At 43.9% G+C, this 19,191-nt stretch carries 13 protein-coding genes and 1 pseudogene; 7 read left to right on the top strand and 7 right to left on the bottom strand.

Going from position 1 to position 19,191, the window contains the following annotated elements:
• The first annotated feature begins 56 nt into the window (after positions 1 to 56).
• Genes zwf through gnd form a run of 3 tightly spaced genes read left to right on the top strand, consistent with a single transcriptional unit; the run spans position 57 to position 3,750 of the window.
• Positions 57 to 1,559 (top strand): glucose-6-phosphate dehydrogenase, encoded by a 1,503-nt coding sequence (gene zwf, locus A3712_RS16405; protein WP_063524298.1) that lies wholly within the window; start codon positions 57 to 59, stop codon positions 1,557 to 1,559.
• Entirely contained in the window at positions 1,556 to 2,272 is a 717-nt protein-coding gene (gene pgl, locus A3712_RS16400; RefSeq protein ID WP_063524297.1) for a 6-phosphogluconolactonase, read from the top strand. The genes zwf and pgl overlap by 4 nt, the downstream gene beginning before the upstream one ends.
• A 29-nt stretch (positions 2,273 to 2,301) precedes the next feature.
• On the top strand, positions 2,302 to 3,750 hold the full coding sequence (gene gnd, locus A3712_RS16395; protein ID WP_008220794.1) for a decarboxylating NADP(+)-dependent phosphogluconate dehydrogenase: 1,449 nt from the start codon (positions 2,302 to 2,304) through the stop codon (positions 3,748 to 3,750).
• A 78-nt stretch (positions 3,751 to 3,828) separates the two neighbouring features.
• On the opposite strand, the gene A3712_RS16390 is transcribed toward gnd, so the two are convergent.
• Positions 3,829 to 5,136, bottom strand: a complete 1,308-nt coding sequence (locus A3712_RS16390; RefSeq protein ID WP_063524296.1) for a hypothetical protein — start codon at positions 5,134 to 5,136, stop codon at positions 3,829 to 3,831.
• A gap of 356 nt (positions 5,137 to 5,492) precedes the next feature.
• Positions 5,493 to 6,651, bottom strand: a pseudogene (locus tag A3712_RS16385) (HD-GYP domain-containing protein).
• Between the two features lie 386 nt (positions 6,652 to 7,037).
• Here A3712_RS16385 and A3712_RS16380 point away from each other — a divergent pair.
• Positions 7,038 to 7,451 (top strand): VF530 family DNA-binding protein, encoded by a 414-nt coding sequence (locus A3712_RS16380; RefSeq protein WP_032554115.1) that lies wholly within the window; start codon positions 7,038 to 7,040, stop codon positions 7,449 to 7,451.
• A gap of 149 nt (positions 7,452 to 7,600) precedes the next feature.
• Here A3712_RS16380 and A3712_RS26870 read toward each other — a convergent pair whose 3' ends face one another.
• The 5 genes from A3712_RS26870 to A3712_RS16355 all read right to left on the bottom strand — a co-directional run bounded on the left by A3712_RS26870 (position 7,601) and on the right by A3712_RS16355 (position 12,207).
• A complete protein-coding gene (locus tag A3712_RS26870) occupies positions 7,601 to 7,786 on the bottom strand; it encodes a hypothetical protein (RefSeq protein ID WP_082856252.1) in 186 nt (61 codons plus the stop codon).
• Between the two features lie 222 nt (positions 7,787 to 8,008).
• Positions 8,009 to 8,767, bottom strand: coding sequence for a sulfite exporter TauE/SafE family protein (locus A3712_RS16370; protein WP_063524294.1), 759 nt, complete (start codon positions 8,765 to 8,767; stop codon positions 8,009 to 8,011).
• Positions 8,768 to 8,963: 196 nt separating this feature from the next.
• Positions 8,964 to 10,484 carry a tripartite tricarboxylate transporter permease gene (locus A3712_RS16365; RefSeq protein ID WP_063524293.1) on the bottom strand — a complete coding sequence of 507 codons (1,521 nt, stop codon included), beginning with the start codon at positions 10,482 to 10,484 and terminating at the stop codon, positions 8,964 to 8,966.
• A gap of 10 nt (positions 10,485 to 10,494) precedes the next feature.
• On the bottom strand, positions 10,495 to 10,995 hold the full coding sequence (locus tag A3712_RS16360) for a tripartite tricarboxylate transporter TctB family protein (protein WP_063524292.1): 501 nt from the start codon (positions 10,993 to 10,995) through the stop codon (positions 10,495 to 10,497).
• Positions 10,996 to 11,235: 240 nt separating this feature from the next.
• Positions 11,236 to 12,207, bottom strand: a complete 972-nt coding sequence (locus A3712_RS16355; protein ID WP_063524291.1) for a tripartite tricarboxylate transporter substrate binding protein — start codon at positions 12,205 to 12,207, stop codon at positions 11,236 to 11,238.
• A 383-nt stretch (positions 12,208 to 12,590) separates the two neighbouring features.
• On the opposite strand from A3712_RS16355, the gene A3712_RS16350 reads away from it, so the two are divergent.
• The 3 genes from A3712_RS16350 (at position 12,591) to A3712_RS16340 (ending at position 19,170) form a co-directional block, all read left to right on the top strand.
• Complete coding sequence (locus A3712_RS16350) at positions 12,591 to 15,761, top strand: HD domain-containing phosphohydrolase (protein WP_063524290.1); 3,171 nt, start codon at positions 12,591 to 12,593, stop codon at positions 15,759 to 15,761.
• A gap of 395 nt (positions 15,762 to 16,156) precedes the next feature.
• Positions 16,157 to 18,388 carry an inverse autotransporter beta domain-containing protein gene (locus A3712_RS16345; RefSeq protein WP_063524289.1) on the top strand — a complete coding sequence of 744 codons (2,232 nt, stop codon included), beginning with the start codon at positions 16,157 to 16,159 and terminating at the stop codon, positions 18,386 to 18,388.
• Between the two features lie 50 nt (positions 18,389 to 18,438).
• Entirely contained in the window at positions 18,439 to 19,170 is a 732-nt protein-coding gene (locus A3712_RS16340) for a hypothetical protein (protein WP_063524288.1), read from the top strand.
• The last annotated feature ends 21 nt before the right edge of the window (positions 19,171 to 19,191 follow it).

The following is a 19,191-nucleotide window of genomic DNA, read 5'->3' as shown; positions in this document are numbered from 1 at the left end:
GTATGTCGCTGATACCTTTAGCGAATACTAAAAACCTTGTTTTTATAGGAAAGATGATGGTAATACCTGAAAACAGCAGCATCGTTATTTTTGGTGCGTCGGGAGATCTAACTTACCGTAAGTTAATTCCTGCTTTGTACCACCTGTATGCTAGCAATCAACTACCAGAATCCTTTGCGATTCTTGGAGTGAGCCGTACTGAGTACAGCGATGAGTCTTACCGTGAGAAGCTGAAGAAGTCTCTTCAGGAAATGGAACAAACTGAACCAGAGACGCTGAATGCATTTATTGAACATTTGCATTACCAAGCGATCAACACTTCAGATGTAGACGATTACGCTCGTTTAGCACAACGTCTAGACAAACTTGAGCAAGACTACCAATTCGAAAACCACAACACTTTGTTCTACTTGGCAACGCCGCCAAGCCTGTACGGTGTTATCCCAGCAAACCTTGCTGCGCATGGCCTTAACGATGAAACGAATGGCTGGCGCCGTCTGATCATCGAGAAGCCATTTGGTTACGATTTAGCTTCTGCTCAAGCGTTAGATGAAGAGATCCATCATCACTTCCAAGAACACCAGATCTACCGTATCGACCACTACTTAGGTAAAGAGACGGTACAAAACCTTCTCGTGCTTCGTTTCTCAAACGCGATGTTTGAACCACTATGGAACCGTAACTTTATTGATTACGTTGAAATCACAGGTGCAGAGTTCCTTGGCGTTGAAGAACGTGGCGGCTACTACGATGGTTCTGGTGCAGTTCGTGATATGTTCCAAAACCACTTGCTACAAGTATTAGCAATGGTTGGTATGGAACCACCAGCTCAAATTAACGCTGACTCTATTCGTGACGAAGTGGTTAAAGTACTTCAGTGTCTGAAGCCTCTTGAAGAAGAAGACCTGCGTAAAGATCTAGTGCTAGGTCAGTACACTGCTTCTGATGTTCGCGGCCAGCATTTGCTTGGCTACCGCGAAGAGCACGGTGTTGCTGATGACTCTCGTACTGAAACCTACATTGGTCTGAAAGCGCACATCAACAACTGGCGTTGGAATGGGGTTCCATTCTACGTGCGTACTGGTAAACGCTTACCAACGCGCGTAACGGAAATCGTGATTCATTTCAAGAACACGCCACACCCAGTATTTGGTCAAGATGCACCAGAGAACAAACTGATTATCCGTATCCAACCGGACGAAGGTATTCAGATGAGCTTTGGTTTGAAAGAGCCAGGCGCAGGCTTCAAAGCAAAAGAAGTGAAAATGAATTTCTCTTACTCTGACTTGCCAGAAACTCAAATGCTAACAGCTTACGAGCGTCTACTTCTTGATGCACTAAATGGTGACGCAACTCTGTTTGCACGTACCGATGCGGTAGAAGCATGTTGGAAGTACGTTCAACCAATCTTAGACTTTAAACAAGACCCTCAAGCACTGTTTGGCTATGCTTGTGGTACTTGGGGCCCACAGGAAGCGGATGAACTTCTGCAACGTGATGGCCGCGCATGGCGTTTCCCATGCAAAAACTTAACAGACACGGATTACTGCGAACTATGATCAACCACAAGATCTTTGAAACGCCAGAGCTAGTTGTTGAAAACCTAGCAAACGAAATGAAAGCGTACAGCGAGCAGGGAAAACCTGTTCACATTTCACTGTCTGGTGGTAGTACACCTAAAATGCTTTTCAAACTATTGGCTCAAGCGCCATACGCAGAAGGCATTCAATGGAACAACCTTCACTTCTGGTGGGGTGATGAACGTTGTGTTACACCGGATGATGCAGAAAGCAACTACGGTGAAGCAAACGCACTTCTATTCTCTCAAGTAAATCTTCCTGCCGAGAACATCCACCGTATTCGTGGTGAAGATGAGCCAAAAGCAGAAGCAGAACGTTTTGCTAAAGAGATGGCCGATGTGATTCCTTGTGAAAACGGCACACCTGTTTTCGATTGGATTCTGCTTGGTGTTGGCGCAGATGGCCACACGGCTTCACTATTCCCGGGTGCAACGAACTACCAAGATGAGAACCTGTCTGTGCTGGCTTCTCACCCTGAGTCTGGTCAAATCCGTGTTTCTAAAACTGCGAAAGTTTTAGAAGCAGCAAAACGAATCAGCTACCTAGTACTGGGTGCAGGTAAAGTTGAGATCGTTAAAGAAATTCATACTACTCCTGCTTCAGAGTTGCCTTACCCGGCAGCGAAAATCCAGTCTAAAACTGGTGAAACAGAGTGGTTCCTAGATTCAAATGCAGCAAGTGCTATCGCATAAGTGCGACTAGCCGCAAGGAGATATAAATAATGAAAGGTGATATCGGTGTAATTGGCCTAGCAGTAATGGGTCAGAACCTTATCCTAAACATGAACGACCACGGCTTCAAAGTTGTGGCTCACAACCGTACTGCTGCGAAAGTAGACGAGTTTCTAGAAGGTCCAGCTAAAGGTACTAACATTGTTGGTGCTTACTCTCTAGAAGAGCTAGTTGAGAAACTAGAAACGCCACGTAAAGTGATGCTTATGGTTCGTGCTGGTGACGTTGTAGACACGTTCATCGACAACCTAATCCCACTTCTAGACGAAGGAGACATCATCATTGATGGTGGTAACACTAACTACCCAGACACTAACCGTCGCGTAGCGCACTGTCGTGAAAAAGGCATCCACTTCATCGGTACTGGTGTATCTGGTGGTGAAGAAGGTGCTCGTTTCGGTCCTTCAATCATGCCTGGCGGCGCAGCTGAAGCTTGGGAAGCGGTGAAGCCAATCTTCCAAGGTATCTCTGCAAAAACTGACGCTGGCGAGCCTTGTTGTGACTGGGTTGGTAACGATGGTGCTGGTCACTTCGTTAAGATGGTACACAACGGCATCGAATACGGCGACATGCAGCTTATCACAGAAGCTTACCAGTTCATGAAAGATGGTCTAGGTATGTCTGCTGACGAGATGCAAGCAGTATTCGCTGACTGGAATAAGACTGAGCTAGACAGCTACCTAGTTGAAATCACTGCTGACATCCTTGGCTACAAAGATGAAGACGGTGAAGCGCTAGTTGAGAAGATCCTAGATACTGCTGGCCAAAAAGGCACTGGCAAGTGGACTGGTATCAACGCACTAGACCTAGGTATTCCTCTAACGCTTATCTCTGAGTCTGTATTCTCTCGTTGCCTATCTGCACTGAAAGATCAACGTGTTGAAGCTGAAACTCTATTCGGTAAGACAATTACTCCAGTTGAAGGTGACAAGCAAGAGTGGGTTGATGCACTACGTCAAGCTCTACTAGCTTCTAAGATCATCTCTTACGCTCAAGGCTTCATGCTAATGCGCGAAGCATCTAACGAGAACGGCTGGGATCTAAACTACGGTAACGTAGCACTAATGTGGCGTGGTGGTTGTATCATCCGTTCTGCATTCCTAGGTAATATCCGTGATGCGTACGAAGCAAACCCAGACATCGCGTTCCTAGGTTCTGACGAGTACTTCAAAAACATCCTACAAAGTAGCTTAGCGGCATGGCGTAAAGTAGCAGCGAAATCTCTAGAGTCTGGTATCCCAATGCCATGTACGATTTCTGCTCTATCTTTCCTAGACGGTTACACAACTGCACGCTTACCAGCTAACCTGCTTCAAGCTCAACGTGACTACTTCGGTGCTCACACTTACGAGCGTACTGACCGTCCACGTGGTGAGTTCTTCCACACAAACTGGACTGGTACAGGCGGCGACACTGCTTCTACAACTTACGATGTATAATTGATTATCATTTCGTTGTTAATATAACAAAGGTGCCCACAGGGCACCTTTTTAATAAGTCGTATATTGGAAAAGAATTTAGTTATCTCCCCAGTAAGCGGAGAGCAGGCGTGTAGCTTCGTTATTCGCCAGGTAAATTCTTCCCTTATACATGAAGGTTCCTTTTATCTCCCATGAAAAGCCTCTTTGGGAATTGGATACTTGCTGTACTTCTTGCGTTCGTTTTTCAAGGTTGAAGCGCGATAAGTAAGCCGCGTTATCTTCAACCAAAAAGTTATAAGCGTACTTTCCTGCAACATGAGGTTGTGTTGTTCCAATTTTTGCTTCGACAGGGTCAGTAGACCATTCATCCTTTGAAGTGTTGTATATCATGGCTTGCCCATTTCTGAAAAGGTAGACATCATTGCCAAACTGCACCGATTGAGCCAAAGGATAGCCATCATTGCCAAACAGCACCGATTGATCAAAAGTGTTGAAGTGTGGGCGATTACTTAACTCTTTCCATTTTTTGTGTTGAAAGTCATAGCTAAAATTGATTGGCTTTTTTTCATCTTGAACATTTTGATAGCCAAATAAATAGAGCGTGTCATTAACTACTTGTGTTGACTGTATTACATAACTAACTGGACCCATCTCGTTTGTTGGAGATGATGGGGCTGAAATAATTTCCCAAAGTAGGCTGTCTGTGTTCAGGCGTTGTATCTTGTCATTACGGTATGAAAATATGTCACCATCATATTGGAAAATGCTACCGAACGATGTGTAAGCAGGAAATTCGCGTTTTCTTACAGTTTTATTTGTTAGAAGATCATATTTGAATAACCCCTTAACAATACTGAGTTCATACATTGTGTCATCTATTACAACTGTTGTTTCTCCATGGCCAACCGCTCCTCTCTTTTCAATGGCTGCATGGTCAGTCAGAGACGTTGAATTTGTGTCATCAAGTGTTATGGTTTCTTCTCTAATAAATTGACCATCAACCATGATATCTATGACGATCGTCTGTTTGCCTTCGAAACGGTCATCGTCATGGATCGCAAGCGTAAAATAGCCAGCATTATTTGAGGTTGAGCGTGAGGTAATTAATTCAAAATCTTCACCATTCTTTGCCGTTGATTGCTCTGAAACTTTGAATGTGATGTGTCTATTTTTGCCATCTTTGTATTTAACATCGTACCAAAAGCGATGTTGATATTCATTTTCGTAAAGAGTGAGATCAGAGTCTCTTAAAGCAACGCCGTCTTCGACCGTGCTATCAGGGTTTCCGGCGTCTTCGAGCTTGCTATCAGAGTTTCCGCCGCCACAGCCTGAGATAATTGAAGAAACGATTATGGCTGTTAGTAACCGATTAGAGATACTCTTAGTTTGAGCTATTAGTTTCACGTGCCTACCTTTGGATAATTTTAAGTTTTTCTTTTTATGAATACAGATCAAACCAACACCACCATAAATACACGTGGTGATTGATTTGGTGTTTTTGATTTTAAATATCTATATTTACAGTGCGAGCTTGGTGTTCATTTTTGCTGTTTACGTTGAATTATCATTTGTTGCGAAGCTGCAGTTTGTTGAGGCGAGTATCATTTGAAATCGAAGTCGATTGGTTTCGATGTGGTTTGGCTCAGATACACTAATACGATGGGTTTTAAAGTTGAGGATGCCAATTGGCATCCTTTTTTGTTGGCTGCGGTTTAGTTAACGCTTGATATTAGATTGAGAGCTTGCAGGTTAAGTATGAACTAAGCTGTCATGGCTTGCGGTTGAATATTGTCGTTATATTGCTTTCTAATTGACAAAAAGTAGTCGAGGTTCTGTTTCAGCGCTTTGACACACTGTGGGTCAAACATCGAACCGTGTGTACCTCTATGTATTCCATCACTTCACTTAATGTCCATGCTTGTTTATAGGCTCTTTTACTCATCAGCGCATCAAACACATCGGCTAAGGTCACGATTCTGGCTTCTGAAGGAATGGCTTGGCCTTTTAAGGCGTCGGGTAGGCCTGAACCGTCAAATCTTTCGTGGTGATGACGCACGATATTCTTGATGAACTGAATTTCTTTTGAACACATTGAGTTGTGGTGAGATAGCGAAACCACATCGTTGATCATATCTTCCCCGTATAGCGTATGGTTTTTCATTATCGCTCTTTCCTCATCTGAGAAGCGATCGGTACTGAACAACACACTATCTGGAATTCGGTATTTCCCTATATCGTGAAAGGGCGCATACAAGCGAATACGATGGATGAACTGATGCGTAATCTCAGTGTTTGTATTTGACAGGGTTCGAGCTAATTGCTCACTGTATTTGCCCATCCGAATCAGATGCTCTTTGGTTTCAGGGTCGCGAGCGTGCCCCATATTCAGTGCAATGGCTAAGGAAGATTGAAAGTGTCGTTGTCGCTCAAACAGCTGAATGAACAAGCTTGAGATGACTTGAGTGAGATAGGCTATATCGCATTGTATTGACGGCTCATAAAAGCACCCAATCGATGAGGCGTTAACGAATACAAATCCAAGATTATGTTCTTGATAGTGAATAGGGGTTGTGTAACTACTCTGATGACCGAGCTTCAATAAATTGCAAGTTTGCTCTGTTGGTGGAGTCGAACTGAGATCATGAATGATTCGCGTATCGAGAGATTCTGCTAATCGCGACAACGCTGATTCTTGTTTTATTTCTAGATCAATATAACGATGCTCTGCTTCTTTACTCAGGGCATCTGACACAAAATAATTTGATGCTCTATTGTCACTGCATAATATGACCGAGAGCCGTGATAATGAGGGGTAATGTTCACGAGCTAGCCGGAAAGGTCATCTACGGTGGCGATAATGTCCTTATCCTGTGCGGCTACTCTATTAATCTGGGAGTAGTCAAACATGTTGCAAACCAACCTTTATTTATAGCTATATCATTGTTTGGTAATGAATTTTTATTTTTCAATGTTACTCAAACAATAGCACTGCGTGCGGACAAAAGACAATAACAATAAAAAAATAAAAGTTATTTCAGTTTGTTGTCACCATTTTTTTAACTGGCACTTTTGTTTGTGCAGGTCCAAACTGCTGCTAGCCCAAATGTTGAGTGTCAGAGCATTTAGTGAACGTTTTAAAATTAAATGAAAAGATAAATAGGATAACCGATGCGCTTTATGCCATCATAACGACATAAATAAGGGCAAAGGACATAATGCCTAAATGATTGAGCAAGAAGTGGTCAGTGATGACGGCGTTCTAGCGTATATTCAAGGCGTTGATCTGCCTTGAAAAAGGTAATGTTATGACTGAAGAAGAAAGAATCGAACTGCAACGAAATAACCCACTGCATGGCTTAAAGCTTGAAACCATGATCACTGAGTTAGTGGATCATTATGGTTGGGAAATTTTAGATGCTGCAATGCGAATGAATTGTTTTAACACTAAGCCAACTATCGCAAGTGCTGTTAAATATCTTAAGAAGACCGAGTGGGCTCGTGAAAAGGTTGAAAACTTCTACCTGTACCGTTTCAAGCGCATGCCTAAAGCGTCAGACATTGAATACCAAATGCCTCCGCGTTCGCGTACATTCCGCCACGGGTTAGAGCCACGTGAGCCTATGGAGCTAACGGTAGAGTCGATTCAAGCTTCTCAAGCGAAAGCGGCTTCCGCATTTAAAGCTCGTCGTGGTGGTAACGGTCGTAACTTTCGTCGTTAATAAAAAACGTCGTTAATAAGAAGGCGTCGATAAAATTGGGCGCCTCTAAAAGCGAGCGTTACGCCAAGAAAGCGATGAACACAAAATACAAAAGGAGCCTAAGCGCTCCTTTTTTTGTGTGCTCAGCTTACTGCTATTGAGCCTTAAGCTTAGCGATTTCTCTTTTGGTTCTTCCAGATATCTACAACATAAACGATGGCGCTGACCAGTAAGAAGAGCGCAGATACAGAAAACACAGCAGGCATTTTTAAGATCCACGCGCACGTTGCGGCAAGAAAAGCCACAAAGCAAATGAGTCGACTTGATGACATGACATGGCCGAGTTTGATGTTCATAACGCCTCCTAGTGAAGTTTCATTTTCAACAGGAGAACTATTCCATTTTTTTATAGGAAAGGCTAAAAAATAGCCTAGATTAATGTCAAATTTACTAATTCGATGACGGTATTCACACATTCTAAGTTGGCTGTTATGTGAGCAATAAAATAGTGGTGTGGCTAGTTCGGGAGTAAAGCTGTGTAGATAGTCACTCTTGCGTGAGTCACAAAAATTCTTCGTTTAACTGGCGTAAAAAAAGTAAGCAGTGATTAAGAAACTCGCGACGATCACTGTATTTCGAACGTATTGTTGCGGAATACGACGAGAGACTTTGGCTGAGTAATACCCACCAACCAAGGTTCCCATTAATACCGCCATGCCCGATGGCCAGTCAATCGAACCTTTGACGATAAAAAAGACTATCGCAGCGAGGGAAGCACAAGCCGAAACCAGTAACTTGATACCATTCATAACATTAATATTGGTATAGCCAGCCAGTGCCAAGTAGCTCAATGTCACTATGCCTAAACCCGCATTGAAATAGCCCCCGTAGATACAAACAATCAGTAGTAACAGTGCTGAAAAAAACGCCCCAGCGCTGGTGGCGTGTTTGTGTTTCGCGGTTGCTTGCTTAAGCCATTTGTTTAGTGTGCCACCAAAGGTAAACAGTAGTGCGGCAAAAAGCAGTAACCAAGGTACGGACTGGGTAAATAGAGCTTCTGGTGTGTGCAACAGTAAGAAAGCACCAATACCGCCACCGAGTACACACAAAGCGATAACGAGCTTGAGTTGCTTGGTACCGGACTGAATCTCATGACGCAAAGCGTAAGCACCACTGATGTAGCCAGCACAAGAGGCGAAAGTATTCGTGGCGTTGGCCGCAATCGGAGGGACGCCAGCAAACAATAGAGCAGGGAAGGTTATGAAGCTGCCACCTCCAGCAATAGAGTTGAGCACACCACCGATTACTCCTGATAAAAATAGAATCAACCAATCCATAGTTTGAATCCAACGCGTTAAACGACTGGTTACCTTACTTTATTTTGTTATGAATATCAGAGCTGAGCGTTTTAAAAGCGTGAGTTTGTGAGTTTGCTACCATATTAAAGCTGTGTTTATTCTCAGCAGCGGATAAAAGAAAAGGAGCCAGAGGCTCCTTTTGGGTTTCGTATTTTGCACTATGTGTGAGTGTTGGTTACGCCTCGACAGGTTTTGTTCTAAAGCTCTTGAACAGCTTAACCAGAATCGGGCTTGAAAGAACCAATACGGCTAAGATCGTGAATGTCAACGTAATTGGTCGTTCCCACAGGAAGCTCAGTTCACCATCGCTGATCATCAGTGCTCGTCTTAAGTTCTCTTCCATCAAACCACCTAAGATAAAGCCAAGCAGTAGCGGTGCGAGAGGGAAGTTAGCCAGCCTCAATGCAATGGCAGCCATTGCAACAATCAGCATCACAAATACATCCATGGTGTTGAAAGAAACCAAGTAAACACCTGTGATTGAGAAGAACAAAATCATTGGTAGCAATACGGTTCTCGGTACAGCTAGCAGTTTAGAGATGTACGGAATCAGTGGTAGGTTCAAGATAACCAGTACGATGTTACCAAAGTACATAGAGATGATTACCGACCAGAATACATCTGGATGCTCAACAAACAGACGAGGACCTGGCTGAATACCGTAAGCGATTAATGCGCCAAGCATGATAGCTGTTGTACCAGACCCAGGAATACCAAGTGTTAGCAGTGGAACGAATGAGCCGCTTGATGCTGCATTGTTCGCTGATTCTGGAGCTACAAGACCGCGAATGCTTCCTTGACCGAATTCTTTCTGTTTGTCTTTTGGTGCAAGGCTGCGCTCCATGCCGTAACTTAGGAATGCCGCAATAGTTGCACCTGCGCCCGGTAGTACACCTGTAAAGAAGCCAAGGATTGAAGAGCGAATTGAAACAGGCGCCACTTCTTTGATCTCTTCTTTGGTCACTTTCATGCTGCCGATATCAGACATTTTTTTGCTTTCTTCAGCACTGGTGTCTTTTTCTGGCTTAAGAATACCCATTAAGGTTTCGCCCAGTGCGAAGGTTGCCATCGCTAACAATAAGAAACTAAAGCCGTCCATTAAGTCAGTTAGGCCGAATGTGAAACGCTCGACACCAACACCTTTATCGATACCTACGGTTGATAGCATTAAGCCTAAAATAGTCATCATCCAAGCCTTGATAACTTGCCCCGGGCCAGCAAATGCTGCCACAGCTGATAGACCTAATAGCATCAGTGCAAAGTAGTCTGAAGACTGGAAGCTCAGTGATACGCTTGCTAAAGCCGGCGCTGCGATTAACAGCATGATTGCTGAAAGCGTACCGCCAGTAAAAGAAGAGTACGCAGCAAGGGCTAGTGCTTTACCTGCTTGGCCTTTTTGCGCCATTGGGTAGCCGTCGAAAGCGGTTACAACTGTTGAAGAACAACCTGGAGCGTTGATTAGAATAGATGACGTCGAGCCGCCAAATACCGCGCCATAGTATACGCCAGCCATTAAGATTAGGCCTGATGATGGATCTAAGCCGTAAGTGATAGGGATCATGAGAGCAATCGCTGAGATTGGACCTAATCCTGGAAGCATACCAATGAAGGTGCCAACGAAACAGCCCACGATAACCATCATGATGTTCATTGGCATCACGGCGGTCGAAAGTCCTTGTAAAATTCCGTCTAACATAATGTTGTCCCTACCAAAGAGTGAAGATTAAGCCAGGCTCTAGGTAGATATCTAAGCCTTGAGTTAAAAGAAGAAAGAACGCGATAACGAAAGGAAACGATGCGCCGAACAAGATTGACTTGCGGCGCTCACCCAATAAGTAAAAGCCAGCAAGTAAGAAGAAACTTGTTGCCAAAACGAAGCCTAGGTATGTCAGTCCAACGCCGTAAAATGCCATTAGCACTAAGAAACCAATCAGTAGCTTCCAGTTCAAAGGTGCGGTTTCACACTTGAGCTTTTTGTCCGGTTGGCCAGTAACAAGCAAAATCAGTGAAAGGCCTATGCCAATGAAAGTCAGCAAGGTAGGCAGTGTTCTCGCGGTGAAGGGTTCATACTCATCACCGGGAAATAGCGGAATTAGGGTAGTTTGGTAGCCGTAGCACAAGCACGCTAGCATGAAGATCATTGCGCCGAGACGATCACTCGTCAGCAGAGACTCTTTGCTAAAAAATTTGGTTGGTAAGTCCGACATATCCAACTCCATTTGGGGTGTGTAGAAAGTAAAAAAGCCGTATATGAGCGAGTTAATGAATAATGCCTGGGTCACTAACCGAAGGTAAGCGAATTACAGTGCTGCTTTAGCCATTTGCGTCTACAATGAATCGGCAAGCTTTGGTAATACGTTACGAATAAACAAAGGAGCTTTAGTAAACTCATGTACGGCGAAACAAGGAAAGAGTAAGAGGGCACTATGACCCTCTATCGTTATTGGTTACTTTAAAAACCCTAGCTCACGCATTAGGTCGCCCATCTGTTTTTCTTGATCTTCTAAGAAGGCGTAGAAGTCTTTGTCGGCTTTGTAGTTATCGATCCAACCGTTACGGTCACGAACCACTTGCCACTCATCGGTTTTGTACATTTTGCCTAACGCTTCGTTCCACTCATCGATTTTCGCTTGGCTTGTGTTTGGAGCCGCGAAGAAGCCACGCCAGTTCGCAAATACAGTTTCATTGCCGTACTCAGTTAGTGTTGGGATATCTGGTGCTGCCTCAAGACGTTTTGGTGCCGTTACTGCCAGTACTTTTACTTGTCCAGATTTAGACATCTCTAGTACTTCACCAAGACCGGTTGATAGGAGTTGTGTCTCACCAGAAAGCAGTGCTGCCATCGCTTTACCACCAGCATCGTAGGCGATGTAACGAACTTTCTTAGCATCAAAGCCTTCACCTTTAAATGCCGCTGCAACCACTAGGTGATCCATGCTGCCTCGTGCAGAGCCACCAGCGATTTTTACCTTACGAGGGTTACTTTCGAATTCTTTTACTACGTCTTCCCAAGTGTTGTATTTAGAATCCGCAGACGCAACGATCGCACCATAGTCAGCAATCGTTGCAGCAACCGGTGTTAGGTCGCGGAAAGATTGAGGGAAGATACCCGTTAGTGAGCGAACAACGATAGGGGTAGAGTTCACCATCAATGTGTCTTCTTGACGCTGTGCTGTTTCGATTAGGTGAGCAATGGCCTTACCACCGCCGCCACCAGATAGGTTTTGGAAAGAGGCATTTTCTACGATGTCTGATTTAACCAATACATCACCAGTACCACGCGCTGTCATATCCCAACCGCCACCAGCGCCGCCAGGGATTAGGAAATGGATTTTTTCTACGTCTGCAGCAAAAGTGTTGAAAGAAAAGGTTGCTGCGATAATAGAAGCCGCAAGAGTAGGTTTCAGTGCCTTGAACATGGTTCACGTTCCTTATGTAGGGGATCTCTTCAATGGAGAGAAACTTATGTTTTATATCTAGCTGCTAAACATCACTCTTGAGTGTTGCTAAGCAGATAAAGTGAAAGTTAATCATGTGTTAATAAAATGTCTTTAATGCGGCGATATTGGGAATAAAGAACTTTGGGTGAATAAAGTTCATAAAGTTCACGGGAGTGATAAGAGATTCATTTATATTGATAAATATCACTTAAATTAGAGGATAGTGCGACGTAGAGAACAGTATAAGAAGCGTACAACACATAGGTCTAAGTTTGTATTGAAGGGGAAGATATGACGTAGTAGAAAGATGAATGTTTCACGGATGTTAAATTTCTAAGCTGGAATTATTCAAGGATAGAATAATGACAAACACAAAAATTTCATTACGGGTGACCGTTGGCGGGATGTTTTTACTAGCGACGGTTCTCACCGCGATCGTAGCCGTTTCACTCCAATACTATTTTAGTAAAAAGATGGCTACTGAGCATACCTTGTCTAAACTTACCATGGTTTCTCAGGATTTAAGCGACTACATAGGTAGCGTTGATTTAGATGCGATAAACACAGCACACTTACTCTCTTCAGTGAATCGCTCAATGAGTGACCAGATCTCAAGGGAAGATTCGCGTGATATTCTCTCTGAAGCCATAAAAGGCAACCCGCTGTTCTACAGTATTTATATTGGTTCATCCAACGACAACTTTTTCCAGATCATTAATTTGGAATCCTTTCCTCAGGTTAGAGCAAAAATAGGCGCACAAGATAGCGACAGTTGGGTGGTCATTGACATTAGCAATGGCGAAAAAGGTCGTATTCGTCAAACCAGATACTATGATCTTGATTTTAACCTCAGGGACTCCAAAGCTGAAAAAAGTAATTACTTCCCAACCACAAGACCCTGGTATGTCTCTGCCAATACCGAGACTGTCGGGAAAACCCAGCCATATCTCTTTCAATACCTCCAAATTACAGGTCAAACATATTCATTAGCGTTTGAATCCAAAGCCGCGAGCGACACTCAACAGGTGATAGGGATTGATATTGTTTTGTCTTCGTTAGCGAACAAGCTCTCTGCGACTGCATTGGGCCTAGATGAAGCTAGTCAAGTTGAATCCTTTCTATACTCTAAAGTGGGCAATATTATTGCGTCCAATCGCAATTATCAGTCAAGCAACACACTCCCTCAAGCCAATCAAATTAACTGGTCTTCACAGCAACAAAGCATAATAGACAATACATCGCCTTTATTGTTTTCAAATCAAAGTGACCGGGGACCGATGGATTTTTCAGTATCAGGAAAACCACACGGCTATGCGATTGATCTACTGAAAATGATCAGTGAGATGAGTGGAGTGCAGTTCGAATTTGTAAATGGCCTCTCGTGGGCGGAGTTAACTGGAAAATTCCAAAAGGGAAGTATTGATGGCTTACACTCGGTTCAAAATTACGAAAGTAACGGCATTATCGGTTTATACACTGACCCGATTTATGAACTACCGTTTGCTGTAGTCACGAAACGTGATGCTCCAGCAGTAATTAACTACCGAGAGCTTGATGGAGAGAGCGTAGCCATTGTATCTGGATGGTCAATGACACCGAAATTAAGAACTGATTTCCCAAATATTAGGCTTTTGGAGTTTAACGATGTTGAGGCAGCGCTAGACGCTGTCGACAACGAAGAGGTTTTTGCGGTAATTGATGTTAAGCCTGTACTGTCATTTTCATTGGATAAGTTCTTCCATCAGAATTTGAAAGTAAGTGAAGCGCTGCTTGATCTAAAAACAGACTATCCTAATCAATTCCATATTGTTTTGCAGAATAAACACCAACAGCTGTTACCTATCATCAACCAAGCCATCAAGTCGCTTACTGATGAGCAGAAAACGGCGTTAGCTCAAAAGTGGTTTGATCATCAGGCTATGGATGCGGGTCCGACGATTCCTTACACGGAACTCTATAAAAAAACGGCAACAGCGACCGTCGAAGGGGAGATGGTTGAGCTAAACCTCAATGGTGAACTTAAACACCTATATTTGAAGAAGATTGACACGGGTGAGTACTACTCAGAATACTTTGCTGTAGTTATCCCTGAGGCTGAAGTATACAGCGCAGTTAACAAGCGAGTCGCGACCTCGATTGGAGTAACAGGTTTATTAATGAGCCTCACCTTGCCTGTAGCGTGGATCTTTGGCGCGCCGATTGTGCGGCCAATACGTAAGCTCAAAGTTGAAACTAACAAAGTAAAACAGCGTGACTATGACGATGTGTCCGTGCTTGATACTCCTATCAAGGAAGTATGGGAACTATCTGTCGCGGTTAAAGACATGGCCGCCGAAATAAAACAGCACGAACAAACGCATGAAGCCTTTGTAGAATCTTTTATTAAGCTGATTGCACAAGCCATTGATGACAAGTCTGCCTATACCGCGGGGCATTGTAACCGTGTACCTGAGCTGGGATTAATGTTGGCAGAAGCGGCTGAAAAATCACAATCTGAGCACTTTAAAGACTTTCAGTTTGAGAGTGACGACGAACGTCGCGAATTTAGAATAGCTGCGTGGCTGCATGATTGCGGAAAGATCACCACGCCAGAACACATCGTGGATAAAGGCTCTAAACTAGAAGCGAACTATAACCGTATCCATGAGGTGAGAACACGATTTGAGGTGCTTTGGCGTGATGCAGAAATTACGGCTTTGCGTAAGCAGCTTGAAGGTAAATTACCAAGGGATCAGATAGTCGAAGAGTTAGCTATAACGAAGAAAAAGCTACAAGACGATTTTGCGTTTATCGCGACATCTAATGTAGGTGGTGAATTTATGAGTGATGATAAGGTTGCTCGTATTCATTCTATCGCTGCAACGACTTGGACGCGTAATTTTGACGACCAATTGGGTTTATCGCCAATAGAGGCGATGAATAGGGTACCTAACTCCAGCTTACCCGCTAAAGAGCAACTTTTAAGTGATAGACCAGAGCACATAGTGAAACGAGACCGACCATTAGAGTTTGATCCTAAGCATCAAATAAAAATGGATGTTCCTGAGCACTTATACAATCTGGGAGAAATTTATAACTTAAGTATCTCACGTGGCACTTTAACGATGGAAGATCGATTCAAAATCAATGAGCATATGATAGGGACCATCAAAATGCTTGAAAGCCTGCCATTCCCGAAAGAACTTAGCCGAGTGCCGCGCTATGCGTCGACTCACCATGAAACGCTTAAAGGTACTGGTTACCCTAGAAAGTTAACTGCAGAGGACCTCTCAATCCCCGAACGAATTCTTGTGATATCGGACATCTTTGAGGCGTTGACCGCTGCTGATAGACCTTATAAGAAAGCGAAGCCAATCAGCGTTGCCATCGACATCATGCACAAAATGGCTTTGGATGAACATATCGACATAGAACTGTTTAGGCTGTTCCTAACGAGTGGGACCCACATTCGATACGCTGAAATATATTTGAACCCAGAGCAAATAGACAGCGTCGACGTATCGAAATATCTCCAGAAAAGTGCAGCGGCTTAATACATCTAAGTTAAAAGGTGCTTCACTACTCGATGCAAATTAGGTGAATACGCGGTTTACCTTTAACTTGGCAGGACTCAAAAGCGCACTCAATTGGTGCGCTTTTTCTATGCAACATCTCTATTTGTCAATAAGTTCGCAGAAAAACAAGATGAAAAAAAATCTCATTTTTTGAAGTAACAATTTATCGATTGGTAACCCATATTAATAAGGAGTTTACTTGGTAATTTCATCAATAAAAAACTAAAAAACTTCTAAATCACACGCCTCTTAGTCCTTGTTTTACCTTCCAAATCATTGAATTTAAGTACTTTTCATCTTTCACGGTAAATCACACGGTAATTCCCGCTTTCTTGATTAATATTCTGAAAAATTTTTGAAGAATCCATTTTGTCATGTTTAAGCCACGAACCATTAATGCTGTGTTCTTACTGCCATGTAGTTTGGCTGTGAGCCTAGCATGTTATGCAAACCCATTAGAGGGGGACCAATCAAAACCCGTAGAGTTAGCTTCAACCATACAAGCTAACAACGCGCAAGCGACGGTAAAAAATACCTTTGTCACGTTTTCCGCTTATCAAGTCGATGAAGCACTGCTCAATACCATTATAAAAATGAGCACCTATTGTCGTGAGGTTGAACTAGGGAAGGACGAGCTTCAGTGTGGTCCATACAGTGATGCGGAGTGGAAAACGGTAGAGCCACTTATTGCTGAATTGACCGATCACCAATATCAGACCCGCAAGGGGCTAGATAGTGCTTCGTTGCCAAACCTAGCGTTGGACGAGAACAAGCTTAACGAAGTTAGCCCTTATGTTGCTCCCATGACTTCTGAACTCGTGACCGTTGCTCAACAGCAGTCTGAACAGGGCAACATTCGCGCCTACCAAGAGCAAGTACCATCACGTTTGGTGGCTGCTGGTGTGAGTGAAACAGAAGACTGGTTATCTGAAGCTTTTGGTGGCGCACAGTTCGATTTAGGTGTCTCTTTAGCGAAAGGCAGCAAATGGCAAGTTGATCAGGTTGAAAGCCTGTTCCCTTTTGGGCGAGCCGACGATAAATCTTTGTGGTTTATTCAAGCGGGTGCTGTCTTTAACCAAGACGACTTCCATGGCCGAGACTTCTCGCACATTGGTACGGGTTATCGTCAACTCGCTGAAGATGAGTACTACGGGGTAAACACCTTTATAGATTATGACCACCAGCGCTATCACCGAAGAATGAGTTTAGGTGTTGAGTACGGGGTGGGCTACGGAAATATGAGCTCCAACTTCTATTTTCCTCTGTCGAATTGGAAAGATTCGCCGGACGAGTATGAAGGGATGAACAGCCTTGTTGAAAAGCCTGCGAAGGGTTGGGATCTCACGCTAGAAAGCTATCTACCAATGGATACACGCTGGAAGGTGAGTGGTACTGCGGGTCAATATCTTGGTCGATACGTAGAACATCGCGATGGCAGTAACCCGACCAAAAACCCGTTGCGTTTCGAGTTAAACACCGAGTTTAAACCGACCAAAGAGCTGGCGTTCTCATTGGGATACCAAAACGAGGAAGGAGCAAGTGAACAGTGGATAGCTGGTGTTAACTATACCTTGTCTCTTAGCGGTTTTTACGAGCCTGAGCGCCGTGAAGTTTTCCAAAGTTCGCTACCAAAACAAGACCGTTTAACGGACTTTGTTGAACGTGACCATAACATTGTTTTGGAATACAAACAGAAATACGCAGAGATCAGTATTCGTCTGCCTGAATCTGTAGTGGTTACAGAAAACTCTCAGCAGTCATTAGCGGAGTGGATGGAGGTGAAAGGGGGACCTGACATCGTCTCTTACACCTGGTTAGGTACTGCTAATCCGTATCTGAACAATCAGAGTGCTTCGGTACCTTTATTTACCGCGCCAAGCTACCGCTATGATGGCAACAATACACTGTCTCTCAAGGTGAGATACAAGCTAAAAAGCGGCCAAGTGAAAGAGTCTAATACCATGTCGATTACCGTCACTGACAGTAAGTTTCTTGAGTCAATTTCGTTTGAACCAGAAACCGCGATCGCGGGTGAAAGCATCGTTGCGAGTGCCTTATTGAGCAAAGCTGTTGCCGATATTCCAATGACCTATCAGATTACTGCTGAAGACTTAACATCTTTGACATTGAATGGAGAGGCGTTAGAGCTCGAACCGAACCAAGCGAATTTCGTTTACCAAACTGTCACCAATGAAGAAGGCATTGCTGAGCTGGTTTTACTGAGTCATGTGGCGCAATCCGTCACGGTAACAGCAATTTACGACCAGAACGAACAAGACGCAAAGCAAGGCAATATCGAGTGGTTAAAGGGCAGTGTCTATCGTGTTGACCTGTTTCATGAAGGGCACCATCTAGATGAAGACCTATTCACGACAGAAGCCATCACGGCTTATGTGTTCGAAGATGAAGCGGCGGTCTTAGACCTTTCTCAATACTCGTTCCAATGGTTCCGAAGAGAGCATGATACTCAAAACGAATTTACCAAGGTGGCGAACGCAAATCAGCAAAAGTACGTGTTGAAAGGCGAAGACCAAGGGTTCCAGTTCAAAGTCCAAGTGACAAAGAAAAAACCGTCGAATTCAAAGTCGGCGACAAACAACAAGTAATTCATAACTAACAATAAAACATGAACGTTTTCGTTCAGAAAGGAAAGACAATGAAAAAATCAATGATCACTATCGGCCTACTTATGGGTGGTTTTACAGCAACAGCAGCTTGGGCTATCGAAAGTGTTGCGACTGCACCTGTATTGGGGCACCAGCCAACGGTATCGGCTCCTGTAGTAACTACACCTGAAATTCTATGGGCACCAGCACCTATCGAAGTTAAGTTTGATACACCGACTCTTGGAGACCAAGACGATGATGCCATCACCAAGGTGACATACTGGCTACAAGACGCGAGTGGCACCAAATACGCAAAAGTAGATGAAGCGGATATCAGCGAACTGGACGACGGTGTCATTACATTTTCAAACTTCACTGAGTTAAAAAACAAACAATTAAACCTAGTGTGGCAAGTTCATACTCAATACGGCTACCCATCAACAACGCTTGTGTCTAATGAAATGACTTCGAACAGCTTCACGGTTGGTGCGAAGACGGCTCTTACCATCAGCGGTACAGCTGAAGTGGGTCAAACTCTGACGGTACACGCGGATGACGGTGCGGTTGTTGACCTAGCTATCGCAGACGTGACGTTCACACTGGCAGAAAATGAAACAGACACCGCTGGCCTTTACCCGAAAGGCGATGCTCAAGCTGCGCTTCAAGCGGCGCTGGTTGATGCCGGTAACGACCTAACATTCGTATTACCGAAAGAGGCACAAGGTTACACGATCACTGCGTCTATGAACGAGGCACAAATTACTCGTGCTTTACTGCGTTAATCCTTTGAGATTGCTTTAACC

The organism is Vibrio sp. HI00D65, assembly GCF_001635455.1.
Classification (GTDB): domain Bacteria; phylum Pseudomonadota; class Gammaproteobacteria; order Enterobacterales; family Vibrionaceae; genus Vibrio.
Note: the sequence above shows the minus strand (reverse complement) of the source record. Positions and strands in the feature narration are given on the sequence as shown.

What these genes read in the sequence shown, in the direction of transcription:
- zwf (WP_063524298.1), top strand. Translation starts at nt 57, where the DNA reads ATGGTAATACCTGAAAACAGCAGCATCGTTATTTTTGGTGCGTCGGGA.
- pgl (WP_063524297.1), top strand. Translation starts at nt 1,556, where the DNA reads ATGATCAACCACAAGATCTTTGAAACGCCAGAGCTAGTTGTTGAAAAC.
- A3712_RS26870 (WP_082856252.1), bottom strand. Translation starts at nt 7,786, where the DNA reads ATGAACATCAAACTCGGCCATGTCATGTCATCAAGTCGACTCATTTGC.
- A3712_RS16370 (WP_063524294.1), bottom strand. Translation starts at nt 8,767, where the DNA reads ATGGATTGGTTGATTCTATTTTTATCAGGAGTAATCGGTGGTGTGCTC.
- A3712_RS16340 (WP_063524288.1), top strand. Translation starts at nt 18,439, where the DNA reads ATGAAAAAATCAATGATCACTATCGGCCTACTTATGGGTGGTTTTACA.
- A3712_RS16350 (WP_063524290.1), top strand. Translation starts at nt 12,591, where the DNA reads ATGACAAACACAAAAATTTCATTACGGGTGACCGTTGGCGGGATGTTT.
- A3712_RS16360 (WP_063524292.1), bottom strand. Translation starts at nt 10,995, where the DNA reads ATGTCGGACTTACCAACCAAATTTTTTAGCAAAGAGTCTCTGCTGACG.
- A3712_RS16380 (WP_032554115.1), top strand. Translation starts at nt 7,038, where the DNA reads ATGACTGAAGAAGAAAGAATCGAACTGCAACGAAATAACCCACTGCAT.
- gnd (WP_008220794.1), top strand. Translation starts at nt 2,302, where the DNA reads ATGAAAGGTGATATCGGTGTAATTGGCCTAGCAGTAATGGGTCAGAAC.
- A3712_RS16345 (WP_063524289.1), top strand. Translation starts at nt 16,157, where the DNA reads ATGTTTAAGCCACGAACCATTAATGCTGTGTTCTTACTGCCATGTAGT.
- A3712_RS16365 (WP_063524293.1), bottom strand. Translation starts at nt 10,484, where the DNA reads ATGTTAGACGGAATTTTACAAGGACTTTCGACCGCCGTGATGCCAATG.
- A3712_RS16355 (WP_063524291.1), bottom strand. Translation starts at nt 12,207, where the DNA reads ATGTTCAAGGCACTGAAACCTACTCTTGCGGCTTCTATTATCGCAGCA.